Source organism: Arthrobacter sp. CJL-S3 (assembly GCF_056711635.1).
This window is the reverse complement of record NZ_CM160046.1, coordinates 3,394,540-3,420,765: the sequence shown is the minus strand read 5'-3', so window position 1 is coordinate 3,420,765 and position 26,226 is coordinate 3,394,540. Positions and strand designations below refer to the sequence as shown.

General features: G+C 68.2%; 21 protein-coding genes. 13 read left to right on the top strand and 8 right to left on the bottom strand.

What is annotated here, in order from left to right; translation table 11 throughout:
* Window positions 1-128: 128 nt before the first annotated feature.
* Window positions 129-335 carry a hypothetical protein gene (locus AC06G6_RS15645; RefSeq protein ID WP_479823502.1) on the top strand — a complete coding sequence of 69 codons (207 nt, stop codon included), beginning with the start codon at window positions 129-131 and terminating at the stop codon, window positions 333-335.
* 276 nt (window positions 336-611) lie between these two features.
* Window positions 612-1,613: a DNA topoisomerase IB gene (locus AC06G6_RS15640; RefSeq protein WP_479823500.1), complete on the top strand. Its 1,002-nt coding sequence runs from the start codon at window positions 612-614 to the stop codon at window positions 1,611-1,613.
* Between the two features lie 72 nt (window positions 1,614-1,685).
* Here the strand turns inward: AC06G6_RS15640 and AC06G6_RS15635 are convergent, their stop codons facing one another.
* Window positions 1,686-2,609, bottom strand: a complete 924-nt coding sequence (locus tag AC06G6_RS15635) for a DUF1206 domain-containing protein (protein ID WP_479823498.1) — start codon at window positions 2,607-2,609, stop codon at window positions 1,686-1,688.
* 137 nt (window positions 2,610-2,746) lie between these two features.
* Here AC06G6_RS15635 and AC06G6_RS15630 point away from each other — a divergent pair, with 137 nt between their 5' ends.
* Window positions 2,747-3,283 carry a hypothetical protein gene (locus AC06G6_RS15630; protein WP_479823496.1) on the top strand — a complete coding sequence of 179 codons (537 nt, stop codon included), beginning with the start codon at window positions 2,747-2,749 and terminating at the stop codon, window positions 3,281-3,283.
* A 154-nt stretch (window positions 3,284-3,437) separates the two neighbouring features.
* On the opposite strand, the gene AC06G6_RS15625 is transcribed toward AC06G6_RS15630, so the two are convergent.
* The 4 genes from AC06G6_RS15625 to ppk2 all read right to left on the bottom strand — a co-directional run bounded on the left by AC06G6_RS15625 (window position 3,438) and on the right by ppk2 (window position 9,113).
* Entirely contained in the window at window positions 3,438-4,118 is a 681-nt protein-coding gene (locus tag AC06G6_RS15625; RefSeq protein ID WP_479823494.1) for a FadR/GntR family transcriptional regulator, read from the bottom strand.
* Window positions 4,115-5,437 carry an MFS transporter gene (locus AC06G6_RS15620; protein WP_479823492.1) on the bottom strand — a complete coding sequence of 441 codons (1,323 nt, stop codon included), beginning with the start codon at window positions 5,435-5,437 and terminating at the stop codon, window positions 4,115-4,117. The genes AC06G6_RS15625 and AC06G6_RS15620 overlap by 4 nt, the downstream gene beginning before the upstream one ends.
* A 96-nt stretch (window positions 5,438-5,533) precedes the next feature.
* On the bottom strand, window positions 5,534-8,266 hold the full coding sequence (locus tag AC06G6_RS15615) for a cation-translocating P-type ATPase (RefSeq protein ID WP_479823490.1): 2,733 nt from the start codon (window positions 8,264-8,266) through the stop codon (window positions 5,534-5,536).
* A 25-nt stretch (window positions 8,267-8,291) separates the two neighbouring features.
* Window positions 8,292-9,113, bottom strand: a complete 822-nt coding sequence (gene ppk2 / locus AC06G6_RS15610; RefSeq protein ID WP_479823488.1) for a polyphosphate kinase 2 — start codon at window positions 9,111-9,113, stop codon at window positions 8,292-8,294.
* 287 nt (window positions 9,114-9,400) lie between these two features.
* Between ppk2 and AC06G6_RS15605 the strand changes: the two genes are divergently transcribed.
* Window positions 9,401-10,147 (top strand): hypothetical protein, encoded by a 747-nt coding sequence (locus tag AC06G6_RS15605; RefSeq protein WP_479823486.1) that lies wholly within the window; start codon window positions 9,401-9,403, stop codon window positions 10,145-10,147.
* 68 nt (window positions 10,148-10,215) lie between these two features.
* Here the strand turns inward: AC06G6_RS15605 and AC06G6_RS15600 are convergent, their stop codons facing one another.
* Entirely contained in the window at window positions 10,216-11,658 is a 1,443-nt protein-coding gene (locus AC06G6_RS15600; RefSeq protein ID WP_479823484.1) for a PucR family transcriptional regulator, read from the bottom strand.
* Between the two features lie 146 nt (window positions 11,659-11,804).
* On the opposite strand from AC06G6_RS15600, the gene AC06G6_RS15595 reads away from it, so the two are divergent.
* Both AC06G6_RS15595 and gabT read left to right on the top strand, forming a co-directional pair.
* Window positions 11,805-13,235, top strand: coding sequence for a gamma-aminobutyraldehyde dehydrogenase (locus AC06G6_RS15595; protein ID WP_479823481.1), 1,431 nt, complete (start codon window positions 11,805-11,807; stop codon window positions 13,233-13,235).
* Window positions 13,236-13,323: 88 nt separating this feature from the next.
* Window positions 13,324-14,679 carry a 4-aminobutyrate--2-oxoglutarate transaminase gene (gene gabT / locus AC06G6_RS15590; RefSeq protein ID WP_479823479.1) on the top strand — a complete coding sequence of 452 codons (1,356 nt, stop codon included), beginning with the start codon at window positions 13,324-13,326 and terminating at the stop codon, window positions 14,677-14,679.
* Window positions 14,680-14,757: 78 nt separating this feature from the next.
* Here the strand turns inward: gabT and AC06G6_RS15585 are convergent, their stop codons facing one another.
* Window positions 14,758-15,573, bottom strand: coding sequence for an AMIN-like domain-containing (lipo)protein (locus tag AC06G6_RS15585; RefSeq protein WP_479823477.1), 816 nt, complete (start codon window positions 15,571-15,573; stop codon window positions 14,758-14,760).
* Window positions 15,574-15,774: 201 nt separating this feature from the next.
* On the opposite strand from AC06G6_RS15585, the gene AC06G6_RS15580 reads away from it, so the two are divergent.
* A complete protein-coding gene (locus AC06G6_RS15580) occupies window positions 15,775-16,647 on the top strand; it encodes a universal stress protein (RefSeq protein ID WP_479823475.1) in 873 nt (290 codons plus the stop codon).
* 52 nt (window positions 16,648-16,699) lie between these two features.
* Here AC06G6_RS15580 and rarD read toward each other — a convergent pair whose 3' ends face one another.
* Window positions 16,700-17,734: an EamA family transporter RarD gene (rarD, locus tag AC06G6_RS15575; protein ID WP_479828713.1), complete on the bottom strand. Its 1,035-nt coding sequence runs from the start codon at window positions 17,732-17,734 to the stop codon at window positions 16,700-16,702.
* A gap of 174 nt (window positions 17,735-17,908) precedes the next feature.
* Between rarD and AC06G6_RS15570 the strand changes: the two genes are divergently transcribed.
* The 6 genes from AC06G6_RS15570 to AC06G6_RS15545 all read left to right on the top strand — a co-directional run bounded on the left by AC06G6_RS15570 (window position 17,909) and on the right by AC06G6_RS15545 (window position 26,132).
* Window positions 17,909-19,378, top strand: a complete 1,470-nt coding sequence (locus AC06G6_RS15570; RefSeq protein WP_479823473.1) for an FAD-dependent oxidoreductase — start codon at window positions 17,909-17,911, stop codon at window positions 19,376-19,378.
* A 286-nt stretch (window positions 19,379-19,664) separates the two neighbouring features.
* Window positions 19,665-21,068, top strand: coding sequence for a GAF domain-containing protein (locus AC06G6_RS15565; protein ID WP_479823471.1), 1,404 nt, complete (start codon window positions 19,665-19,667; stop codon window positions 21,066-21,068).
* Between the two features lie 224 nt (window positions 21,069-21,292).
* Window positions 21,293-22,816 carry an acetaldehyde dehydrogenase ExaC gene (gene exaC, locus AC06G6_RS15560; RefSeq protein ID WP_479823469.1) on the top strand — a complete coding sequence of 508 codons (1,524 nt, stop codon included), beginning with the start codon at window positions 21,293-21,295 and terminating at the stop codon, window positions 22,814-22,816.
* Window positions 22,817-22,973: 157 nt separating this feature from the next.
* Window positions 22,974-23,984, top strand: coding sequence for an alcohol dehydrogenase AdhP (gene adhP, locus AC06G6_RS15555; protein WP_479828709.1), 1,011 nt, complete (start codon window positions 22,974-22,976; stop codon window positions 23,982-23,984).
* A gap of 16 nt (window positions 23,985-24,000) precedes the next feature.
* The gene (locus AC06G6_RS15550; protein ID WP_479823467.1) at window positions 24,001-24,411 is read left to right on the top strand and encodes a DUF779 domain-containing protein; all 411 of its coding nucleotides are present in this window, start codon (window positions 24,001-24,003) and stop codon (window positions 24,409-24,411) included.
* Window positions 24,412-24,566: 155 nt separating this feature from the next.
* Complete coding sequence (locus AC06G6_RS15545) at window positions 24,567-26,132, top strand: amino acid permease (RefSeq protein ID WP_479823465.1); 1,566 nt, start codon at window positions 24,567-24,569, stop codon at window positions 26,130-26,132.
* Window positions 26,133-26,226 lie beyond the last annotated feature (94 nt).

Below are 26,226 nucleotides of genomic sequence, written 5' to 3'. Positions count from 1 at the left end.
TCCGGCATATAAAGCTTCCCGGCCGTGGTGTTCGAACCGCTGAGATGGCGGCCGTGGCGGGCCGCCCTATACTGTCTGATTGGGAGCAGGTAAGGCCCGGATCCTCATGTGAAAGGTGGAGGCAAATCATGACTACGGAGAATCTGCATTTGACCCCTGGGGAATCGTTTCCAGAGCACTTGGAGAAGGTGTCCGACCAGGAACTGCAGGTACTTGACAGCCGGGTCCAGCGCCAGTTCGACCACGAAATCGTGGCCGAGGGAGAGCCGAACCCGGAAACGGAGTTCCGCCGCTACGAGCTGAACGAGGAATTCGGGAACCGGGAGAATCGCTGAATGCCCTGCTGTTACGGCTGACGTTCGGAGGGCGACGCATATCCGGCCCTCCTCCCAGGTCTGCAGGCAAAACAACGCGGGGTCACGTCGCGCCCGTCCCGGAGGGGATTATGGGCCGAACGTGACCCCGCGTTGTTCATGGGTGGCGGAAAATTCGGGTTTAGTCAGTAGGCTTACCGTCATGGATGAGCAGCACATGCCAGCAGCCCCCGGAACCACCGGACCAGCCGCCCCCGGCGCGCCCCGACCAGCCGCCCCCGCACCAGGAATCCGGCGATGAGGCTCCGGCGCAGCAATGCGTCCGGCCGCGGCTACCGCCGGGTCCCGGCCGGGACCGGCTTCAGCTACAAGGACCTGGACGGCTCCACGCTCCCGCCCGGGCCGGTGCGCGAACGCCTGGAGAGCATCGGCATCCCGCCGGCGTGGACGGATGTCTGGATCGCGCCCTACGACAACGGGCACATCCAGGCCACCGGGGTCGACGCCGTCGGCCGGCGCCAGTACATCTACCACCCGGGCTGGCGCGAAAAGAAGGACCGGCTCAAGTTCGACCGCGCCCTCCAGCTCGCCGAAACCCTGCCCGCCGCGCGCCGGCTCGTCACCATGGACCTGCGCTCCGAGGGCCTCACCCGGGAGCGCGTGCTGGCCGCCGCCTTCAGGATGCTGGACAGCGGCTCGCTCCGGGTCGGCTCCGAGCGCTACACGAATGAAAACGGCAGCCACGGCCTCGCCACCCTGCTCTGCGCCCACGTCGGCGTGCGCAAGGACGAGCTCCGGCTCAGCTTCCCCGCCAAGAGCGGCAAGAACTGGGAATCGCGGATCCACGACGCCGACCTGGCCGCCGTCGTGCGCCAGCTCAAGCGCCGCGGCGGCAACGCCCGCCTGCTCGCCTACAAGGACGGCCGGCGCTGGCACCCGGTGACCAGCTCGGACATCAACGACTACGTCAAGGAACGCACCGGCCAGGACTTCACCGCCAAGGACTTCCGCACCCTGCGCGGGACGGTGGCCGCGGCCGCCAGCCTGGCGAAGAGCGGTCCGCAGCCTAAGGTCTCCGCCCGGAAGAGGGCGGTGAGCCGGGCCATGCTGGACGCGTCCGACGTCCTCGGCAACACGCCGTCGATCGCCCGGAAGAGCTACGTGGATCCGCGCGTCCTGGACCACTTCTCCGCGGGGGAGACCATCGACCCGAAGCGGGTGGACTCCGCCGAATCCGAGGTCCGCGCCCTGCTTTACCAGGAGGGCGACGTCGTTCCGCTGCGGAAGGCCGCGGGGTAGCTGCCGGGCCGGACGACGGCGGCGCCGCGCGTCGGGCGGGCCGACGGCGGCCTCGGGTTACATCCGCACAGGCTACATCCGTCCGAAGCGTGCCCGGACCAGCGCGAACAGCCCGTAGGCGATGAAGCCCGCGCCGATCGCCAGGAGCAGGACAGGGCCGAACGGGTGGTCCCGCAGGGCCTTGAGGCTGCCGTCCAGTCCGGTGGACGAGCCGGGATCGTTGGTGGCGGCGGCGATGACAAACAGCAGGCCCGTCAGGATCAGCGCCACACCCTTGGCGATATGGCCGGTGACGCCCAGGCCGCTGATCAGCCGGCCCCGGCGCATCCCCTCAAAGTGATGCAGCTCGTCCTTGAACTTCTTTCGTGCGCCCTTGACGATGAAGTACACGCCGATCCCGATGATGGTCAGGCCCAGGCAGACCAGCGCCGGCACTCCGAAGGGGCTGCGGACCAGGGCGGTGCTGAAGTCCCGGGTCGAGTCGCCCGAATCGCCCCGGTTGCCCAGCGCGAAGCCCGCGAAGCTGAGCCCCACGCTGCCGTAGGCGATGCTGAGGAAGCCGGACGACACCAGCTTCCCGAGCCGCTGCCGGCGCGGGAGGTGCCGGGCGCGCAGCGTGGCCTCGCTCAGTTGCCACAGGGCGAGCCCGGCGCAGGCGACGAACCCCGCCCACATGACCGCCGGGCCCCACGGGTTGGCCGCGAGCTGTTCGATCGCCCCGGTCGGCTCGGCCTGGCCCGGGGCGCCCAGCACCAGGGCCACAGCAATCGCGCCGATCACGATGTGCAGCAGCGCCATCACGGCGAAGCCGGAGCGGGCGACGACGTCGAGCGCCGCGCTGTCCGAGGCGGACTCCGCGGCGTCGGCAGCGCCGCCGGCGGCCGCGCCCAGGGCTCCGCCCCGGGTTCCGCCGAGGGTCTCGCCGCCGGCCTCGCCCGTCGTCTCGCCGACGGCTCCGCCGGGCGCTGGCTGGCCGTGTGGCCCCGGTGATTCCATGCCGACGAGTCTAGTCAGGGCAGGGCGCCTCCCCGGAACTACCAAGTTTTTCATAAGTGTGCTTACCATAGCCGGAACGTGGCCTTTCTTGGGCCCCGACTGTTCCAGACTCGAATGCAGACGATAGGAAGCTCACCATGGCAGGAAATCTTGTTGCCCGATCCATCCACGACCTGACGGCGGGTGCCTGGTTCGGCGGTTCGCTGATGGGCGCCATCGGCCTGAACGGCGCGACGGCGGAAGCTAAGGATCCGGCCGAACGCACCCGGCTCTCGAGCCTGGGCTGGAAGAAATGGGCCCCGGTCCAGACGGCGGCCTTCGGCGCGCACTTCCTCTCCGGCCTCGCGATCATGTGGGAGAACAAGGGCCGGATGGCCAAGCAGGACGGCGTCGCCCGCCTCAGCGTCATCAAGTCCATCGTGACCCTCGCCGGTGCCGGTGTGAGCCTGTATGCCGGGCTCCAGGGCGCCAAGGTGGACAAGCTCGCCAGCGAAGGTGCCAAGGGCGCCACCGAGCCCAAGCCCGGCGCCTCCGAGGAACTCCGCTCCGCCCAGCAGCAGCTGAAGGTCCTGCAGTGGGCCATCCCGGTCTTTGCCGGCACCGTGATTGTGCTCGGCGCCAAGCACGGCGAAATGCAGCGTCCCAAGAACGTCTTCGCGGGCCTCGCACGCTAATCCGGGGCAGCGGGGCAGCGTCGCGCTAGATTCGCGCTCGCCGCTCGCCGCGGCAGCGCACGGCGCGGCACCAGCTGCCGCCGTCAGCCGCACAGCAAGGCCCCCGCGCCGGAACTGGATTCCGGTGCGGGGGCCTTTGTGCTGCCCGGGGCAGCTACTGCTGGATCCACTCCGCGCAGGAGTTCAGGTTCCGGTGCACGCTCTCGACGGCGGCCGTTTCGTCGTGCGCGGCGATGGCATCGACGAGTTCGTCATGGCCTTCGTGCGGGAGGCCGTTGAAGCCGGCGCGGCCCTGCTGCCGGAGCCGGTCGGCGTGGAAGACGACGCCGAAGCTGACGTAGAGCTCGTGCAGCAGCGGATTGCCCGAGGCCTGCGCCACGAGGACATGGAAGTCCCAGTCCGCCCGGGCCCAGGCGGCATAGTCCTCGGCCAGCCAGGCGACCCGGCGGGCCTCCAGCAGACCGCGCATCGCCTTGACGTCGTCGGCGGTGGCGTGGCGGGCGGCGAGCCGGGCGGCCTGGGTGTCCAGGCCGACCCGGACCTCCAGGATATGGACCTGCGAGTGGTCCCGGTACATGCGCTGGGCCGCGCCGGAGATCTCACTCGTGGCGCGGACGTACGTGCCGTCCCCGCGCCGGACCTCCAGCATGCCGCTGTGCGCGAGGGCCTTGATCGCCTCGCGCAGGGTGCCCCGCGAGATGCCGAGGGCGGCCATCAGTTCGGGTTCGGCCGGGATCCGCTGCTGCAGCGGCCATTCGCCCGAATGGATCAGCTCCCGCAGCTTGGCGGTGATCTCCTCCACCAGCGGCGGCCGGTGCGATGTAGTGAGCGTCATGACTGTGCCCTTCCGGCTGAGATCCGGGTGGACGCCCCGGCGGGCTGCAGCTCCGCAGGCGCCGGCTCCGGTGGCCGGGGAACCTTGGGCTTGGCGGTCAGCAGGTGCCCGACGGCGATCTGGCCCAGGGCCACGGCCAGCAGCAGGATCAACGGCAGCGTCCAGGACTCGGTGGCGCTGTGCAGCAGCCCCATGCCGAACGGGCCCAGTGTCGCCAGCAGGTAGCCCGCGGACTGCGCGACCGTGGACAGGGCGGTGGTTTCGGCCGTGGTGCGGCCGCTGCGGCTGATCATCACCATCACCAGCGGGAAGATCCCCAGCCCGAAGCCCAGCAGCACCGCGGTCAGCGGCGCCCAGGTGACCGGCAGGACGAGCATGGACAGGACGCCCACGGCCATGGTGACCGTGGCGAGGTAGAAGGCGGTGCGCTGCAGCCGGGGGCGTGAGCCGATCGCGACCAGCGCCATGCCCGCCGGGACGGAGACGAGCTGCATCAGGCCGAACATCAGCCCGCCCTCGGAGGCCGTCAGGCCTAGGGTCACCAGCATGTAGGGGAACCAGCTCAGCACGGCGTAGGCCAGCAGGGCCTGGACCGTGAACCCGAGCGTGATCAGCATACCCGTGCGGGTCCGCAGCAGGGGCCAAGGGGAGACCCGGCCGGCCTTGACGGCGGGTGCGTTGCGGTGGGCGTGCAGCGCGATCGGCAGGAAGCCGAGGCAGGCGCCGAGCGCCAGGAACCCGATCGCTCCGACGCCGGCGGAGGGCGAGCCGAGCTGCTGCGCGACCGGGACGATCAGCACGGCAACCACGGTGGCGCCGGTCGTCATGGTCACGGTATACAGCGCCGTCATCAGCGATGTCCGGTGCGCGAAATAGACCCGGATGAAGGACGGCATTGCCACATTGCAGATCGCCAGCCCGGACATCCCGACGACGGTGCCGGCCATCAGCATGCCGGTGGAGGGGATTCCGCGGACCAGCAGCCCGGCCGCGAGCAGCACCAGGGAGAGCAGGATCGCCTTCTCGAGCCCCAGAACCCGGGTCAGCCACGAGGTTGCGGCGCCGGCCACCGCGAAGGACAGTGTGGGAATCGAGGGGATGATGGCGGCGATCAGCGGCCCGTAGCCCAGGACCGCCTGCAGGTCATGCAGCAGCGCGGCGGCGCCGGTGATCCCGGCGCGCAGGTTGAGCCCGATCAGGACGATCGCAACGACGCCGGCGATGACGACGCCGCGCGGTGCGCGCGCGACGGCGGGGGGTGCTGTGACGGCGGGAGGTGCTGTCTGGGGAAGGGCGGTCGCCGCCGTGCTCGTAGCCATTTCTAAAGGTTAGACGTTTGACGTTTGGGGTGTCACCTTTAGTGGCGAATATCTCGGCAGGTGACAAAGACCCGGGCTCGGGGCGCCATCAGAGGGTCAGTGCGCGTGCCGGGCCCGCAGGATGAGCTTGAACAGCTCGCCCAGGACCAGCAGCAGCACCGCCGGAACCAGGCAGGCCAGCCACTGCTCGCCGTTGAGCGCCACGGTGCCGAACAGGTCCTGCAGCACCCGCATCTGGGTGATGAGCATGGAGCCGACGAAGGCCCACGCGAACGCCCAGAGCAGCTTCGGGTTGGAGAGGGTGGAGGGCCCGAAGGCGCTCTCGGTGGGGTAGCGGAGGTTGAGGGCGACGGCGATGTTCATCAGGCCCAGGCCCACGATGGCCATGCTCTGGCCGATCTCGAGGGAGCCGTAGGAGGTCTTGCCAATCTCCACGAGGACCAGCGTCGCGGCCGCCATGAACAGCCCGACGACGAACAGCCGCACCATCATCGACCGGACGATGATCGGTTCGTTGAAGGGCCGGGGTTTGCGGTCCATGATGCCCGGCGTCGCGAGGTCCAGGCCCATGACCGCGCCGATCGGCGCGACGATCGCCATGTGGATCCACAGCACCTGGGCCGGGCTGAGCAGCGCCGTGCCGGCGATTGCGAAGGCCGAAGACCCGATGAACGCGAGGATGAACATAAAGAGGTTGGCGACCTGGATCCGGATGAACTTCTGCAGGTTGTCGTACACCAGCCGGCCCTGCTCGACGGCGGTCACGATGGTGGCGAAGTTGTCGTCCGCGAGGATCATCTTGGCCGCGCCCTTGGCGACGTCGGTGCCGGTGATGCCCATCGCGATCCCGATGTCGGCCGCGGCGATGGCGGGCGCGTCGTTCACGCCGTCGCCGGTCATCGCGACGATGTGGCCCTTGCGCTTGAGCACCTCGACCAGCCGGACCTTGTGCTCGGGGGCCACCCGGGCGATCACCCCGATCCCGTCCACCTGGCTGTCGGCCTCCGTGTCGCTCATCGCCGCGAACTCGGCACCGGTGACCGCGCGGCCCCGGATGCCCAGCTCGTCGGCGATCGCGGCCGCGGTGATGGCGTGGTCGCCGGTGATCATCCGGACCCGGATGCCGGCGTGCTTGGCCTTGGCGATGGCTGCGACGGCCTCGGCCCGCGGCGGGTCCACTTCGCCGATCAGCGCGCAAATCTCCAGGTCCTGCATGAGCGCCATCAGGTCGCCGGAGGGCTGGAACGTCGCCGGGTCGAACTCGCGCTGCGCGAGGGCGAGCACGCGCCGGCCCTGGCTGGCGATCTGTTCGTTCGCGGCGAGCACTTTCGCCCGCATCTCCTCGGTGAGCAGTTCGGCGCGGCCGCCCGGCATCCGCCCGGACGATGACCTGTTGAGGACGACGTCCGGCGCGCCCTTCACGTAGGCGCGGATCACGGGCCTGCCGTCGGCCCCCGGCATCCGGTGGAAGGTGGCCATGAACTTGTAATCGGAGTCGAAGGGCACCGACGCGACCCGCGGGTTGTTCCGGCGGAACTCCTTGACGTCCACGCCGCCCTTCTGCGCGAGCACGTACAGCGCCGCCTCGGTGGGGTCGCCGATCACCTCGCCGTCCTGGATATCGGAGTCGTTGCACAGCGCGCACGGGAACATCACATAGTCGAGGTTCTGCTCGGCGTCGCCGGTGGTCCGCTTGACCTGCCCGTCGAAGCTGTAGCCCTCACCGCTCACCGTGTAGTGGTGCTGCACGGTCACGAACTCGCGCACGGTCATCTGGTTCAGGGTGAGGGTGCCGGTCTTGTCCGAGTTGATCGCCGACGTCGAGCCCAGGGTCTCAACGGCGGGAAGGACCTTCATGATGGCGTTCTTTTTGGCCATGTTGACCGAGCCCACCGACAGGATCGTGGTGACGACGGCGGGCAGCGCGTCCGGGATGGAACCGACCGCCAGCGCCACGCCGATCCCGAAGAGCACCGCGAAGGAATCGCCCTGGGCCAGGCCCATCACCACGATGGCGACGAAGGCGAAGAGGGCGGCGATGATGATGAAGATGGTGAGCCGGTCCACCTGCTTGGTGAGCGGGGTCTTCTCCACTTTCTGCCCCGACAGCATGTGGGCGATGTGGCCGACCTCCGAGCCCATGCCCGTGGTGGTCACCAGGATCTCGCCGTGGCCCCGGGTCACGTTGGTGTTCATGAACGCCATGTTGAGCCGGTCCCCGATGCCGACGTCGTGCCGGCCAATGACGGCGGTGTCCTTCTCGACCGCAACGCTCTCGCCGGTCAGGGCGCCCTCCTCGATCTGGAGGGTCGCCGCCAGGATGACCCGGCCGTCGGCGGGGACCCGGTCACCGGCGTCGACCACCACAATGTCGCCGGGGACGATTTGTTCGGCGGGGATTTCGGCCATGTCGCCGTCGCGGCGCACCTTGGCCATCGCCTTCATCATCTGTCCCAGGGAAGCGGCGGCTTCTTCAGCCTTGCCTTCCTGGTGATATCCGAGCCACGCATTGAACAGCGTCAGGATGGCGAGCCCGATGGCGGTCCCGTATTCCGCGATCAGCAGGCTGACCAGCGCGGCGACCACGAGCACGATTTGCATGTAGTCCCGGTAGTGCTTGAAGAACCGTTTCCAGACCGGTTCCTGCTTCGCGGCGGCCAGGGCGTTGGGGCCGTACTCCTGCAGCCGCTCCTGCGCCTCGGCGGCGCTCAATCCGCGGGCGGGGTCCACCCTCAGCTCGGCCGCCACCTCGGCGGGGGCGAGCGTGTACCAGGGGGCGTCCGTATCGGCCCGGGCCACTGCTGCCGCCGTTCCGGGATTGTCCTTCATGACTTCCTCCTCATCACGGCACGGCTCAGAACTGGGTGGGGACGCGCCGCACCGCGAGCGTCGGCTCTTGGTAGTCGCCGGGCTTCTGGCGCTTCGGCAGTTCGACGTCGAGCCCCGGGTACGGCTCGTAGGGCACCTGGGTCAGCAGGTGGCTGATGATGTTGAGCCGGCCGCGCTTCTTGACGTCGTTGTTCGCGACGAACCACGGTGCCCACGCGGTGTCGGTCGCGGCGAACATGGCGTCCCTGGCCCGGGAGTAGTCGTACCACTTGCTGTAGGACTTCAGGTCCATCGGCGAGAGCTTCCAGGTCTTGCGCGGATCGTCCATGCGGCTCTGGAGCCGCCGGGTCTGCTCGTCCGCGCTGACCTCGAGCCAGTACTTCAGCAGGATGATGCCGGAGTCGACCATCGCTTTCTCCACCAGCGGTGCCATGTTGAGGAACTTCTGCGTCTGCTCCGGGGTGCAGAATCCCATCACGGGCTCGACGCCGGCCCGGTTGTACCAGCTGCGGTCGAAGATGACGACCTCGCCGGCCGCCGGGAAATGGGCCATGTAGCGCTGGAGGTACATCTGGGATTTTTCCCGGTCCGTCGGCGTGGGGAGCGCCACCACCCGGAACACCCGAGGGCTCACCCGCTCGACGATGCGCTTGATCGTGCCGCCCTTGCCGGCCGTGTCCCGGCCCTCGAACACGATGCAGATCTTGGCTCCGGTGGACCTCACCCATTCCTGCAGGGCCACCAGCTCTCCCTGCAGCTTGGCCATCTCCGCCTCGTACTCCTTGCGGGGCATCTTCGTCCGGGGCGGGTCCTCGGTGCCGTTTTTGTTTTTCTTCTTTTTGCCCACGATCGGCCTCCTAGTCGGGTACTTCCTAGGGCGAATCAGGCAACCGCACTCCGACATCCGAGGGGACCAGCCCTGTCGTCCGCGGGACGGGCGGAAGGGCGCAGACTCTTCACGGGCACTCTCGTACAGCGTGCTGCCAATCCCAGTGTTGACCGCGGCTTCGTCCCGGGTCTACGGCACTAAGACCCTATTGGAGGTAGGGGACGACTTCGCTGGGACCTAGCAGCCGGGCCGGAGCCGACGGCGCTCACGTGCTCGTACCGGTGCCTGCGCAATAATCGTTGTTCATGAGGTACGAGGGATGGGTTGAGCGCTACCGGAAAGGCGATCGCGAGCGTGTCTGGTCGGAGATGGACAGGCTGGGCTCGGCCGTGCGTGATCCGGAGGTGTTGCCCGAGGCGCAGGCCGTGTGCGACGAAATGGCCCTGCGGGCCCGTTTCAATATCCGACTGGTTGTGCAGCGCCTTCAGCTGCAGGGTTATACATTCCATTCGAACGACGACGAGCGAACTCCGGTCGTTCCGTTCCGGCCACCAGGCGCCGCCGCTCCCCAGTTGTTGGAGTGGCTCGAGGCTGAGTTCGGTCCGGTCCCGCTGGTTCTGTCGTCCTGGCTTCGACTGGTTGGCGATGTGTGGCTGGTGGGCACGCATCCGGACTGGAGCGAGTCGTCCGGGGCGGACCCGCTGGTGATCGAACTGGAGGGAACCCGGTATCCCGGTGTGTCGATCTCTGACTTTTTTGTCAGCGAGTATGGGGCGTGGGTGGAGGAGGCCGCACAGGACTCGGCCGTCGGGGGGTTCGTGCTGCCGGTGGCACCTGATCGGTTGCACAAAGCCAATGTGAGCGGCGGAGTGCCCTACGGATTCCGGATCCCGGATGCGGGAGCTGACGCCGTTTTCGTCGCCGAGGGCGACGTGTCGTTTGTGTCGTATCTGAATCTGCTCTTCGACAACGGCGGCTTCGCTGCGTGGCCTTCGGGGGTTGAAGTGCAGCGGCTCAGGACATCGCTCACGGACGGTCTCCTGGTGTTGTAGCTGGACCCGCCGCCCGCAGATCCTATGACTTCATTGCTGATTCAGCGGCGTCCTGCAGAGCGTTGGCGTCAGCGCGGGTGGCGGGCACTCAGCCGCTGCACGGCCAGCGCGAGCCACAGCTGCACGCGGTCCGCGGTCTGGGCCGGGTCGTAGCCGGTGAGCTCGGTGATCTGGGCCAGCCGGTAGCGGACCGTGTTCCGGTGCAGCGTGAGCTCCTCGGCCACGGCCGCCACCGAGCCGTTGTTGTTCAGGTAGCTCTCCAGCGTCGCCATCAGCTCCGCGCCATGGGCGGCATCGAAGCTCCGGAGCGGGTTGAGGGACTCGTTCGCCATGTCCGCCAGCGGCACATCCTCGCTGGCCAGCAGCAGCGAGGTCAGGCTCAGCCGCTCCGGTTCGTTCACGGGCAGGCCGTGGCTCGCCGCGTCGCGGGCCTCGAAGTAGCTCCAGCGCAGCCCGTTGGGCTTGGTGTAGGCGCCGCCGATCCCGATCGTGGCGTGGATCCCGGCCTCGGCCAGATGATCGCTGAGGCTCCGGGCCAGCGCACTGGCGCCGTGGCCGTCGTCGGGGATCACCACCACCAGATCCTTGCCGACGACGGCGCTCACCGCCTTTTCCAGCGGCTGCGGCAGGGAGGAGGTGCCCAGCTGTTTGGTGTGCGCGGCGGATTCCGCCAGCAGGACGACGTTCCGGCGGGTGCTGTTGACCCCGATGCCCGCGAGCCGGCGGGTGGCCTCGCTCGGCTCCAGGGTCCCGTGGATCACGTCCTCGAGGACCTGCCCGGCGAGGGCCCGCTGGGACTGGCGCTGTTTGACCATGTTGTTGAGCTCGACGCTGATCAGGTTCTGCGCGTAGCCCACGATCCCGGAATCCTCGAAGGGCTGCCGCACCCACAGCGTGCACGCGTCGCGGCGGCCGGTGGGAATCGGGAAGGACGCCCAGCCGTCCGCGCTCGGGGCCGGATGGCCGGGCACGCTGTTGTAGAGCTGGGCGGTGAACTGGGTCAGCACGATGTCGGTGCGCAGCATCGACCCGAGGTGCTTGAGGAGCTCGGCGAGGCCGCCGCCGGTGAGCAGGGCGCGGGCGAGGATCTGGTGCCCGGCGATCAGCCGCTCCAGCTTGGTGAAGTGGTCCGCGGACTGGGCGTCGGCGACGAGCTTGCCGATCGCGATGAACGGCGTCTCGTACGGCACCGCCACTACGGGCAGCCCCCAGCGGTTGGCCTCGGCAATCAGGGCCGGCGGCACGGCGTCGTGCGTCAGGCCGATCCCGAAACCGATGCCCACCGCACCGGCGCGCTGGACCTGGCGGACGAAGCGGCGCTGTTCCGGGGCGCTCTTGAGCCGCATGCCTGTGGTGAGGACCAGTTCGCCACCGTTGAGGAACCGCTGCGGGTCCTCCTGTTCGGTGACGGCCACCCAGACGATGTCCTGGTGCCAAGTGGTCTCCGCGAGGCCGGCTTTGGCGAGTTTGAGGGACGGCACCCCCAGCAGGGCGGCAAGTGAAATGGCCATGGATTCAGGATAACCGGGGGCTGGGCAAGCGCACTAAAATATGGCGTCAACGGTGTGCAGGTGACTATTCCCCGGGGTTGACCGGCTGGCATAGGCTCGGAGCAGTCTCATTGGGTCCTATTTCAGCGCGAAAGAGGTTGTACACCGTGGTTCAAACCTTGCAAAACTTCATCAACGGCGAGTTTGTCACTCCGGCCGGAACCGGGGTCCTGGACATCGTCAACCCCACCAACGGCGACGTCGTGGCGAAGTCGCCGGTCTCGGGTCAGGCCGACGTCGACGCCGCCATGACCGCCGCGAAGGACGCCTTCAAGAGCTGGAAGCACACGACGCCGGGGCAGCGCCAGCTGATGCTGCTCAAGCTCGCCGACGCCGTCGAGGCCAACAGCGACGAACTCGTCGAGGCCCAGCACCGGAACACCGGCCAGGTCCGGTCCCTGATCGCCTCCGAGGAAGTTGCCGCCGGCGCGGACCAGCTGCGCTTCTTCGCCGGCGCCGCCCGCATCATGGAGGGCAAGTCCGCCGGGGAATACTTCGAGGGCCACACCTCCTACGTCCGGCGCGAACCGATCGGCGTCGTCGCCCAGGTCGCGCCCTGGAACTATCCGTTCCTGATGGCCATCTGGAAGATCGGCCCGGCCCTGGCAGCGGGCAACACCGTGGTGCTCAAGCCCTCGGACACCACCCCGGAGTCCACCCTCGTGCTGGCCCGCCTCGCCGGCGAGATCTTCCCGGCCGGTGTGTTCAACGTCGTCCTGGGCACCGGCGAGACCGGCGCCCTGATGGTGGAGCACAAGGTCCCGGGACTGGTGTCCATCACAGGCTCCGTCCGGGCCGGCATCGCCGTCGCCTCCGGTGCCGCGAAGGGCCTCAAGCGCGCGCACCTGGAGCTCGGCGGCAAGGCGCCGGCCATTGTGTTCGCCGACGCCGACATCAAGAAGAGCGCCGCGGCCATCGCCGAGTTCTCCTTCTTCAACGCCGGCCAGGACTGCACCGCGATCACCCGCGTCCTGGTCCAGGACTCGGTGCACGACGACGTCGTCGCCGCCATGGTCGAGCACACGAAGACCCTGCACACGGGCTCGCAGAACGACGAGGACAACTACTTCGGCCCGCTGAACAACGTCAACCACTTCAAGGCGGTCACGTCCGTCGTCGAGCACCTCCCGGCGAACTGCAAGATCGAGACCGGCGGGCACCGGGCGGGGGAGAAGGGCTACTTCTTCGAGCCGACCATCGTCACCGGCGCCAAGCAGAGCGATGACATCGTCCAGAAGGAAACGTTCGGCCCGGTCATCACGGTGCAGAAGTTCAGCACCGAGGAAGAAGCCGTGGAGATGGCGAACGACGTCGACTACGCCCTCGCCTCCAGCGTCTGGACCACCAACCACGGCACGGCCATGCGCCTGAGCCGCGACCTGGACTTCGGCGCCGTCTGGATCAACACGCACATCCTCCTCACCGCCGAAATGCCGCACGGAGGGTTCAAGCAGTCCGGCTACGGCAAGGACCTCTCCATGTACGGCGTGGAGGACTACACCCGCATCAAGCACGTCATGTCTGCATTAGATGCATAACGCCGTCGCATAGTCCCACCGGCTCCCTCACCTCGCTCCGCCAGGGAACCCTGCCGGCGTGGCCCCATTCAGCAAGAAAGGCTTTTCCATGACCACCACCGCGAATGACATCACCTACCGTCTTGAGCAGAAGCGCCGCGTCCAGGCCGATTTCCCGGGCCCGAAGTCCATTGCCCTGACCGAGCGCCGCAAGGCCGTCGTCGCCGCCGGCGTCGCGTCCACCGTTCCGGTGTTCGTCGCCGACGCCGACGGCGGCATCATCCACGACGTCGACGGCAACTCCTTCATCGACCTCGGCTCCGGCATCGCCGTGACCAGCGTCGGCGCCTCCGATCCCGCCGTCGTCGGCGCGGTCAAGGAAGCCGTGGAGCACTTCACCCACACCTGCTTTATGGTCACGCCCTACGAGGGCTACGTCGCCGTCGCCGAGCAGCTGAACCGCCTCACCCCGGGCGACCACGAGAAGCGCACCGTGCTGTTCAACTCCGGCGCCGAAGCGGTCGAGAACGCCGTCAAGGTCGCCCGCCTGGCCACCGGCCGGGACGCCGTCGTCGCCTTCGACCACGCCTATCACGGCCGCACCAACCTGACCATGGCGCTGACTGCCAAGGCCATGCCGTACAAGACCAACTTCGGACCGTTCGCGCCCGAGGTCTACCGCATGCCGATGAGCTACCCCTACCGCGAGGAAAACCCGGCGATCACCGGTGCCGAGGCCGCCAAGCGCGCCATCACCATGATCGAGAAGCAGATCGGCGGCGAGCAGGTGGCCGCGATCATCATCGAACCGATTCAGGGCGAGGGCGGCTTCATCGTCCCCGCCGAGGGATTCCTGCCCGCGCTGGCGGCCTGGGCCAGGGACAAGGGCGTCGTCTTCATCGCCGACGAGGTCCAGTCCGGCTTCTGCCGCACCGGCGAATGGTTCGCCGTGAACCACGAGGGCGTCGTCCCGGACATCATCACGATGGCCAAGGGCATCGCCGGCGGCATGCCGCTCTCGGCCATCACCGGCCGCGCTGACCTGCTCGACGCCGTCCACCCGGGCGGCCTCGGCGGCACCTACGGCGGCAACCCGGTGGCCTGCGCCGCGGCCCTCGCGTCGATCGGCTCCATGGAACAGTACGGCCTCAACGCCCGCGCCAAGCACATCGAGGAGCTCGCCCTCGGCAAGCTGCACGAACTGGCGACCGAGCAGCCCGTGGTCGGCGACGTCCGCGGCCGCGGCGCGATGCTCGCGATCGAACTGGTCCAGGCCGGCTCGAAGGAGCCGAACCCGGAGCTGACCAAGGCCGTCGCCGCGGCCTGCCTCAAGGAGGGTGTCATCATCCTCACCTGCGGCACTTACGGCAACGTCATCCGGCTGCTGCCGCCGCTGGTCATCAGCGACGAACTGCTGCTGGACGGCCTCCAGGTCCTGGCCGCGGCTATCAAGGCCAACGCCTGACAAATGCCTGACACCAGCAGAGCCGCGGACAAACCGTCCGCGGCTCTGCTGGGTTAAGCCCCTGTAGTTTTCCGGGAGCTATTTCCAGAAACTGGCGTCGAGCTGGACCGCGACGACGTAGACGACCTGGCCGCGCTCGATTTTCTCGACCTCCCAGACCCGCACCTTGGTCTCCGGCACCGGATCCCCAGGCCGGCCGACGCCGATCCCGTAGCTGACGACGCCCTCGAAGTCCCCGGCCGCGGCGTAGCTGGTCAGCGCCGGGTAGCCCAGCGCCGGGCCCGGTTCGCGCGTGATGGTGCTGGCTGTGCCGTCCTCGGTGTGCGCCTGGGCGCCGCGGAAGACCACCTTGAGGATGGCGCCGGTGCCGGGCATGTCAACCGGCAGGCCGCTGCCGTCGGCGATCAGTTCAGGCACAAACTCGATCTCGTAGCTCGGGAACCCGCCCAGGAACCGGAAGCTCATCTGGTCGTAGGGCGGAGTTTCCGCGGGGTGCGACCCGGCTCCGATGGCGTACAGGGCGGGCAGCGGGGCGGCCGGGGGCGGGGCGATCGGCACCGGGTTCTCATGCGTCTCCTTGAACGGGCTGCCCGGGCCGGGCCACGTCCAGTCCAGGACGATCCTGGAGGAGATCACCCTGGCGCCCGAATGCGGCGGAGCCGTTTCGTCCGTGTCGGCCGGGACGGTGGCGGACGCGGACGGAGCCGCCGTCGCCGTCGCCGTCGAGGTCGCGGGGGCGGAAGGAGAAGCGGTGGACGTGGCGGCGGGCGGGCTGGTTCCGCCGGATTGCGGTGCGGACGGCGTACAGGCGGTGAGGGCCAGCAGCAGGACCGCCGTCGCCAGCCCGGTGTTCCGTGTGGCGGCGCGGATCTTCCGGGTGTCTATCGCTCCCATGGCGGGCTCCCCTCGACCCTGCCAGCCTAGGGACGGATGATGGCCCTGCTCAGGGCCGAAAGTCACGGCCTGACACGGCCAATTCGGGGCCCCGCTGGGCTAGAGTCGTTCCTACCACTGCAGGAACGCAGACCGGCCGACGTCGCCCGGAACCCCCGGAGCAAAGCTGGCTTCTGCCACAGACCCATAAGGGGTTCATACATGCGATACGTAGTTGGCTATACCCCCAGTGACCGCGGCGCCGACGCCGTTGCACTGGCCTCCGCCCTGGCCCGGGCCCAGGGCGCGCAGCTTGACCTGGTCTACGTTGTGGACCGGCGGACCCCCTACGTCGCCCTGCACCCGGAGGGAAGCGGTGTCAGCGCCGCGGAGCAGGAGATGCTCACCGCGGAACGGGAGGGCCTGTCACTCATCCCCAAGGACGTGGAGGCCAAGTTCCATGTCCGCCACGCCGACTCACACGCCGCCGGCCTCATTGATGCGGCCCTGGACTACGAGGCCGGCCTGATCGTCGTCGGTGCCGCCAGCGCCGGGCTGTTCAAGCGCTACACCATCGGCAGCGCGGCCAATGCCCTGCTCCACGCCTCGCCCATTCCGGTGGCGCTCGCACCACGGGGTTACCACCGCACGGAGCCGATCACCCGGCTGACCCTCGCGGTGGGCCAGCGTCCCGGCGCGGAGGCGGCGATCGACGTCGCGATCACGGCCGCGGAACGCCGGGGGGTCCCGCTGCGGCTGGTGTCCCTGGTGGAGCTCGACGCCGAAGGGGACAGCGGCGAAAACATCAACGCGGCGCACATCCATGCCAATACTGTCCTCACCGCGGCCGCCCACCGGCTCCCGGAGGGGCACGACGTCACCGTCGAAGTGGCCCATGGCCGCACGATTGAGGAAGCGATCGACGACATCGACTGGGACGAGGGCGAGGTCATGATCGTCGGGTCGTCCCGCCTGGCGGAGAAAAACAAGCTCTTCATCGGCAGCACCGCCCACAAGGTGCTGCTGGCCCTGCCGGTCCCCATGGTGGTGGTCCCGCGCGACTACTCACGGATGCACGTCAGCCCCGGGGTCTGACAAGCCCCGGAGCGCGCCGGCCGCCTGGGCCAGACTCAGGACTGAGTCTGACTCAGGCGGCGGCGCGCGCCAGTTTCCGGTTCACGGAGTTCTTCCGCGCGGTCAGCAGCATGTCCACGGTGAGCACCAGCAGCGCCAGCCACACCACGCCGAAGCCGATCCAGCGGTCCGTCGTCATGGGCTCGTGGAACACGGCCAACGCCACGATGAACTGCAGGACCGGGGCGAAGTACTGCAGCAGGCCGATCGTGGTCATCGGCAGCCGCCGGGCCGAGGCGCCGAAGAACAGCAGCGGCACGGCGGTGATGATGCCCGACGCGGCGAGGAGCCAGAAGTGCCCGGGCCCGTGGGCGGCCAGCGTCGCTGCCCCGGTGAGTGCCAGCACGATCATCGCGGCGGCGGCCACCGGCGCGAGCACGATCGTCTCGACAGTGAGGCTGGTGATCGCATCGGCGCGCGGGCCGACGCGCTTCTTGACGAAGCCGTAGAGGCCGAAGCTCAGCGCCAGGGTCAGGGCGATCCACGGCAGCTTGCCGTAGGAAACCGTCAGGACACCGACGGCGATGAAGCCGATCCCGACGGCGGCCCACTGCAGCGGCCGCAGTTTCTCCTTCAGCACCACCACGCCCAGCAGGACCGAGACGAGCGGGTTGATGAAATAGCCCAGTGAGGCTTCCACGGCCTGCCCGGTGGTTACGCCGTACACATAGGTCAGCCAGTTCACGGCGATCAGGACCGCGGCGATGATCAGCGGGAAAATCAGCGTGCGGTTCCGGAAGGCGGCGCCCAGGACCCGCCAGGAGCGGGTGATGGTGATCAGCAGGGCGCAGAACAGCAGCGACCAGAGCACGCGGTTCGCCACGATTTCGACCGCGCCGGCCGGCTGCAGCAGGAAGAAGTAGAGGGGCATCAGCCCCCACAGGCCGTAAGCGCCGATCCCGAAGATGATTCCCGCCGTCGTGTCCGTGTCCACGGCCTTGAGGGCCGCCGGCGGTCGCTTCGACGGGCGTCCGCCGGGGGCGGCGGTGCCCGGAGCGCTCAGGGTGGCGGGGGAGGGGGAGCGGTCGGGGGTAAGCACAAGATCAATAACACCACCTGCGGGACCCCTATTCCTGCCTTTCGGCCCGGAGGCGTCCGGCGCCGGGAGCGGATCCCTGCGATGTCGGTCACCGGGGCGCCCATACTGTCCTGCGGACATTTAGAATGGGGGATTGTGCGCTGCATGTGCTGGCGCCGTCGCTAAGACTCAGAAGGGCTTCCGGTGTCCAACTCGGCCAAAACTTCGCCTATAAGTTCGCCTAAAAGAACGTCCAAACGTCCGCTCCGCGTTGCGATTGTCGGCGCCGGACCGGCCGGCGTCTACGCCGCGGACATTCTGACCAAGTCCAACGAGGTCAAGGGCGGCGACTTCGAGGTCAGCATCGATCTCTTCGAGGCCTACCCGGCACCGTACGGCCTGATCCGCTACGGCGTCGCCCCGGACCACCCGCGGATCAAGGGGATCGTGAACGCGCTGCACAAGGTCCTGGACCGAGGCGACATCCGCTTCCTCGGCAACGTCACGTACGGCCGCGACCTGACCCTGCACGATTTCCGCGCCTTCTACGACGCCGTGATCTTCTCCACCGGCGCCATCAAGGATGCGGACCTGGACATTCCCGGCGTCGGGCTCGAGGGGTCCTTCGGCGGGGCCGACTTCGTCTCCTGGTACGACGGGCACCCCGACGTTCCGCGCGACTGGCCGCTGGAGGCCAAGGAGATCGCGGTGATCGGCAACGGCAACGTGGCCCTGGACGTGGCCCGGATGCTGGTCAAGCACGCCGACGACCTGCTCGTGACGGAAATCCCGGACAACGTCTACCAAGCGCTCAAGAACTCCCCGGTCACGGACGTCCACGTCTTCGGCCGCCGCGGACCGGCCCAGGTCAAGTTCACACCCTTGGAACTGCGCGAACTCTCCCACGCCCGGGACGTCGACATCGTCCTGTACCCGGAGGACTTCGAGTTCGACGAGGCCTCCGACGAGGCGATCCGCAGCAACAACCAGATCCGCACCATGGTCAACACGCTGACGAACTGGCTGGTCGAGGAGCACACCGAGGCCGCGGAGCCGTCCTCGCGCCGGCTGCACCTGCACTTCCTGCACAACCCGGTGGAAATCTATGGAACAGCAGGCGACGCCGCCCACCCCGGCAAGGTCACCGGCATCAAGTTCGAGCGGATGCAGCTTGACGGCACCGGCAACGTCAAGGGCACGGGGGAGTACCTCGACTACCCGGTCCAGGCCGTGTACCGCGCGATCGGCTACCACGGCTCGCCGCTGGACGAACTGGCATACGATGCCCGCCGCGGCGTCATCCCCAACGAGGGCGGCCGGGTGCTCGACGCCGAGGGCAACCCCGTTCCCGGCATCTACGCGACGGGCTGGATCAAGCGCGGCCCGGTCGGCCTGATCGGCCACACCAAGGGCGACGCGCTGGAGACCATCGGCTTCCTGCTCGAGGACCGGCTGAGCCTGCCCCCGGCGCAGAACCCGAACCCGCAGGCGATCATCGACCTCCTCGAGGAGCGCGGGATCGAATACACCACCTGGGAGGGCTGGAACCGGCTCGACGCCCACGAGCTGGCCCTCGGCGCCGAGTGGTCCGCCTCCGGGGACGCCGACGGCATCGTGCGGGAACGCATCAAGGTGGTTCCCCGCGAGGACATGGTGCGGATCTCCCGCGGTTAGGCTTCCCGCCCGGCGCCGCAGGCCGGCCTGACGCTGCGCCTGCATTCCGGCGCTGTGCGAAAACGCCGGCGCGCCGATGCACCGGCGTCGACAGCGCTTAGGCGCGTCGGGGAAAAGATGGCGCGTCGTGGAACTGATGGCGCAGCGTGGAACGCGCGCTCCCGCGCAGCCAACCCTCCAACCTGCCCGGCCGGCGGGAGCTCTGGCGGGCTGGGGGTGCGCCCCGTACACTTGACCGGACATGGCTGCCTCCGGCACGCCGTCGTGCCCGTCCGGTGGGAGTTCAATGAGGAATCCGATCCATCCGGCAGCGCTGTTCCCGCCGGCCGGCGGAGTTCCCGCAGCGCTGCGCCAGCAGTATGCCAGCGCCGGCCACGAGCAGCTGGACTCCCAGGGGCTCGTATTCCCGGCCGATCTGCAGCTGCCCGGCCTCAGCAGCCTGATCCAGGAGTCGTGGCGGCGCTCGGCCCAGTTGCACGCCAACCCGGACAACCCCGAGGCCCCGCTGGCGATGGACAGCGAAGAACTTGAAGAGTACCGGCGCCAGCACCCCTTGGCCGCCATCATGCCGGTCATCCACAAACTCCTGGTTCTGCCCAGCCACGACAGCGGCATGCTGGTGGCCGTGGGCGACGAAGTGGGCCGGCTGCTCTGGGTCGAAGGCGACGCCGAAATGCGGCGCCGGGCCGAGGGCATGATGTTCGTTCCCGGGGCCGACTGGTCCGAGGCGACCGTGGGCACCAGCGCCCCCGGCACCGCCCTGGCCCTGGGCCGCGGCATCCAGATCTCCGGGGCCGAACACTACAAACGCTCCGTCCACCCTTGGAGCTGCACGGCCGTGCCGTTCCACGATCCGGATTCCGGGGCCGTGCTGGGCGTTGTGGACATCACCGGCACCGAGTCCGCCGTCGCGCCGCACACCCTGTCTCTGGTCGAGGCCACGGTGGCCGCCGCCCAGGCGCACCTCCGCGTCGAGCGGCTCCAGCTCGCGGCCGCCAAACAGTCCTCGCCGGCCCGACGGCGGGGCGCCGCCACGTCCGGGACGGGCCGGGACAGCGGCGCCTCCGGAACAGGCGGCTCGGCCGGCAGCCTGTACCGCAACAGCCTCCAGCTCCTCGGCCGGGACCAGGCGCTGCTCAGCATCGACGGGCGCACCGTGGCGCTGTCCGCCCGGCACAGCGAAATCCTGGCGCTGCTCAGCACCCACCCCGAGGGGCTCAACGCAGAGGAGCTGTGTGCCCTGCTGTACCCGGGGGACGCGTCCACCATGACCCTGCGGGCCGAGATGGTCCGGCTGCGCAAGGTCCTCCAGCAGCTCAACCCGCCCGCCGTTCCGGAATCACGGCCCTACCGGCTGCCGCTGGACCTGGTGCCGGACTCCGGCCAGGTGCTGAACTGCCTGCAGCGCGGCGCCCACCGGATCGCGCTGGAGATCTACCGCGGCGCGGTCCTGCCCCGCTCGGAGGCCCCCGGCATCGCCGAGCTGCGGTCCCGGGTCTCCTCCCTGCTCCGCGACGCGGTGCTGACGGACGGCAGCGCCGAGACGCTCCTGAGGTACGCCGAGCTGCCCGAGGCGAGGGACGACGTCGAGGTCCGGCTCGCGGCGCTGAAACTGCTGCCGCCGCGCTCACCCAAGCGCGCCGCGATCGTCGCGGACCTGGAACGGCTCGAGGCGGAACTCAGCGCCTGACCCCCGGTTGAGCTATCAGATATGGTCCTTGAAATGGCCGTTTCGGCCGGTTTAGCAGCCGTAAGTGATAGCGCAAGGGGGCTAGACGCGCGGCCCGCGCCCGACACCGAAGTGACCCGGGTCACGTGGTTGCAACCTGACTGCAACCTTCCTGCTCCTACGCTGAACACAACGGTGGCGCCGACAACTGGGCGCCACTATCTTGCACAGCAAAGGAGCTAGCAATGACTGTTTACGCACAGCCCGGCACCGAGGGCTCGAAGGTCACCTTCAAGGACCGCTACGAGAACTGGATCGGCGGCGAGTGGGTCGCCCCGGTCAAGGGCCAGTACTTCGAAAACATCACTCCCGTCACCGGCAAGGTCTTCTGTGAGGTCGCCCGCGGCACCGCCGAGGACATTGAACTGGCGCTGGACGCCGCCCACAAGATTGCGCCCTCCTGGGGCAAGACCTCCGTCGCCGAGCGCGCCGCCATCCTGAACAAGATCGCGGACCGGATCGACGAGAACCTTGAGATGCTCGCCGTCGCCGAGTCCTGGGACAACGGCAAGCCGATCCGCGAGACCCTCAACGCGGACATCCCGCTCGCCGCCGACCACTTCCGCTACTTCGCCTCCGCCGTCCGCGCCCAGGAAGGCCGGCTGTCCCAGCTCGACGACGACACCACGGCCTACCACTACCACGAGCCGCTCGGCGTCGTCGGCCAGATCATCCCCTGGAACTTCCCGATCCTGATGGCCGTCTGGAAGCTCGCCCCGGCCCTCGCCGCCGGCAACGCCGTCGTCCTGAAGCCGGCCGAGCAGACCCCGTCCTCGATCCTGGTCCTGATGGAACTCATCGGCGACCTGCTCCCGGCCGGCGTCCTCAACGTCGTCAACGGCTTCGGCGTCGAGGCCGGCAAGCCGCTGGCCTCCAGCCCCCGGATCCGGAAGATCGCGTTCACGGGCGAGACCTCCACCGGCCGCCTGATCAGCCAGTACGCCAGCCAGAACCTGATCCCGGTCACCCTGGAACTGGGCGGCAAGAGCCCCAACATCTTCTTCAACGACGTGGCCGACACGAACGACGCGTTCTACGACAAGGCACAGGAAGGCTTCACCCTCTTCGCCTTCAACCAGGGCGAAGTCTGCACCTGCCCCTCCCGCGCCCTGGTCCAGGAAGACATCTACGATTCGTTCATGGCCGACGCCGTGAAGCGCGTCGAGAAGATCATCCAGGGCAACCCGCTGGACACCGACACCCAGCTCGGCGCCCAGGCCTCCAACGACCAGCTGGAAAAGATCCTCTCCTACATCGACATCGGCAAGCAGGAGGGCGCCAAGATCCTCACCGGCGGCGCCCGGGCCGAGATGCCCGGCGACCTGGCGAGCGGCTACTACGTGCAGCCGACCATCTTCGAAGGCCACAACAAGATGCGGATCTTCCAGGAGGAAATCTTCGGCCCGGTCGTGTCCGTGACCCGCTTCAGCGACTACAACGACGCCATGGGCATCGCCAACGACACCCTCTACGGCCTCGGCGCCGGCGTCTGGTCCCGCAACGGCAACGTCGCCTACCGCGCCGGCCGCGAGATCCAGGCCGGACGCGTGTGGGTGAACAACTACCACGCCTACCCGGCGGGCGCTGCCTTCGGCGGCTACAAGTCCTCCGGCATCGGCCGCGAGAACCATTCGATGATGCTGGACCACTACCAGCAGACCAAGAACCTCCTGGTCAGCTACAACGAGAACAAGCTCGGCTTCTTCTAAGCCGCAACGATCCCGGGCGGGGCGGATCGGAAAGATCCGCCCCGCCCGCACCACGTGTGCACCCACCCGGAAGGACGCCGTGCACACGCCCCCTAGCTGCACCCACGCTTGACGACGCAAGGATTTCGCTATGACGACGACAACGACGACGACGACAATGCAAGCCGCAGTAGTAACAGAATTCGGCAAGGACCTGCAGATCCAGACCGTGCCCGTGCCGACGCCGGGCCGCGGCCAGGCGCTCGTGAAGGTGCTGACCACCGGCGTCTGCCACACCGACCTCCATGCCGCCGAAGGCGACTGGCCGGTCAAGCCGAGCCCGCCGTTCATCCCGGGCCACGAAGGCGTCGGCGAAGTGGTGGCCCTCGGTGAGGGCGTCACCGACCTGGCCGTCGGCGACATGGTCGGCAACGCCTGGCTCTGGTCCGCCTGCGGCGACTGCCAGTACTGCCGCACCGGCTGGGAGACCCTGTGCGAGGCGCAGCAGAACGCCGGCTACAGCGTTGACGGCTCCTTCGGCGAGTACATGCTGGTGGACACGCGCTTCGCGGCCCGGATCCCGGCCGGCTCGGACCCCGTCGAGGTGGCCCCGGTGCTCTGCGCCGGAGTGACCGTCTACAAGGGCCTCAAAATGACCGAGGCCCGCCCCGGCCAGTGGGTCACGATTTCGGGCATCGGCGGCCTCGGCCACATCGCCGTCCAGTACGCGGTTGCCATGGGCCTGCGCGTTGCCGCGGTGGACATCGCCGATGACAAGCTCGCCCTGGCCAAGAAACACGGTGCGGAACTGACCGTCAATGCCCTGCACGATGATCCCGCCGAAGTCATTCAGCGCGAAACCGGAGGTTGCCATGGAGTCCTGGTCACGGCGGTGCACCCGTCAGCGTTCGGACAGGCGATCGGGATGGCCCGCCGCGGCGGAACGATTGTGTTCAACGGCCTGCCGCCGGGAGACTTTCCGGCACCGATCTTCGAGATTGTGCTCAAGGGCCTGACCGTCCGCGGCTCCATTGTGGGAACCCGCCAGGACCTGCAGGAGGCGCTGGAGTTCTACGCCGAGGGCAAGATCCACCCCACGGTCTCCACCCGCGAGCTCTCCGACGTCAACGCCGTCCTCGACGAGATGAAGCACGCCAAGATCGACGGCCGCGTGGTCATCAAGTACTGATCAGGAAAGGACTCTGATGCCACCACCGACAAAGCTCGACGCCGCCGTCACCCTTCCCGGGGAGGACTTCTCCCGGGTGGCGCTCACCCCTGTGGCCGTGGAACTGCTGCGCAAGATGTGGCTCCAGCACGGGCCGCTGATGTTCCACCAGTCCGGCGGCTGCTGCGACGGGTCCTCGCCGATGTGCTATCCCGCGGGGGAGTTCATCACCGGGGATTCGGATGTGCAGCTGGGCCTGTTCGACATTTCCGACGGTGTGCAGCCGCAGACGATTGAGTTCTGGATGTCGAAGGAGCAGTTCAACTACTGGAGCCACACCCACCTGACCGTGGATGTGGTGCCGGGCCGGGGGAGCGGCTTCTCGGTCGAGGCGCCCGAGGGCAAACGGTTCCTGATCCGGTCGAAACTGATGGACTGGCCGGTCTAAAGAGGTACGCACCACGCGCCGGCGGGCCGTGCAGGGAAACCTGCACGGCCCGCTTTTGCGTCTCACCATGTGGGATTAAAATGGCCGTCCAGTGGATGGACACTACTCTTAATAGGTCTGTTTCCAAACAAGCTACCGAGATTGTGGACTTTTCTATGAACCTCTTCCGGACCAAATCAATCGAGCAGTCCATGTCGGACGCCGATGAACCCGGACGCCAGCTCAAGCGCTCGCTGAGCTCCTGGGACCTGATGATCATGGGTGTCGCCGTTGCCGTCGGCGCCGGCATCTTCTCGGTGGGCGCCAAGGCTGCAGCAAACTTCGCCGGCCCGGCCGTCACCCTCTCCTTCGCCATTGCCGCCGTCACCTGTGCGCTGGCCATCATGTGCTACGCCGAGTTCGCCACGGCCATCCCCGTGGCCGGCTTCGCCTATGTCTTCACCTACGCCACCATGGGTGAGTTGCTGGCCTGGATCATCGGCTGGAACCTCATCCTCGAGCTGTTCACGGCCGGTGCGGTGATCGCCAAGTACTGGGGCATCTACCTCAGCAAGGTCTTCGCGCTCATGGGCGTCGACATCCCGCCGTCGATCTCCCTCGGCGGCGTGGACCTGTACTGGGGCGCCTTCCTGATCGTCGCCGTGTTCACCGTGCTGCTGGTGCTGGGGACGAAGCTGTCCGCCCGCGTCGGCAACATCTTCACGCTGATCAAGATCGGCGTCGTGCTCTTTGTCATCGTGGTGGGCTTCAGTTACGTGAAATTCGAGAACTACGCCCCGTTCGTCCCGGCCTCCGAGCCGACCGGCGGCACCGGCGCCGCCGACGTCATGAAGCAGTCCTTCTTCGGCTTCCTCACCGGTGCCGCCCCGGCGCAGTACGGCACGCTGGGCATCTTCGCCGGCGCCGCCCTGGTCTTCTTCGCCTTCATCGGGTTCGACGTCGTCGCCACCTCCGCGGAGGAGGTCAAGAACCCGCAGAAGACGCTGCCCCGCGGCATCTTCGGCGGCCTCGCCGTCGTCACCGTGCTCTACATCCTGGTGTCCCTGGCGCTGACCGGCATGGTGTCCTACACCGAGCTGGCCGAGGCCGAGAACCCCACCCTCACCACGGCGTTCGAGGCGGTGGGCAACACCGACGCCGCCAAGGTCATCGCCTTCGGCTCGCTCGTGGGCCTGACCACCGTGATCATGGTGCTGCTGATGGGCCTCTCCCGCGTGGTGCTGGCGATGAGCCGCGACGGACTGCTGCCGCGCTCGCTGTCCAAGACCAGCACCATCCGTGCGACGCCGGTCCGGCTCCAGATCATCTGCGGCGCCGGCGTGGCGGTGGTCGCCGGACTGACCAACGTGGACCTGCTCGAGGAAATGATCAACATCGGCACGCTCTCCGCGTTCGTGACCGTCAGCATCGGTGTCCTGGTGCTGCGCAAGAAGCGCCCGGACCTCAAGCCCGCGTTCCGGGTGCCGTTCGGCAAGGTGCTCCCGATCGTCTCCGCCGTCCTGTGCCTGTACCTCATGACCAACCTGGCCGTGGAGACCTGGATCTTCTTCGCCGTCTGGCTCGTGATCGGCGTCGTCATCTATTTCTCCTACGGCCAGCGCCACTCCCGGCTGAACGAGAAGTTCGCCGAGGCCAGGGCCTCCGTCAACGGCACCGCCGACAAGAGCGCTGCCGTCGCCGACGCCAAAGCCACGGCCAAGGCCGGGGCCGGCGCAAAATAGGGAGCCGTCGCCCCTCCCGATAGAGCGCAGTCGCCGGAGCAGTGCCCGTTCGCCGGAACCTTCCGGCGAACGGGCACTCCCGGCGACTGCTGCG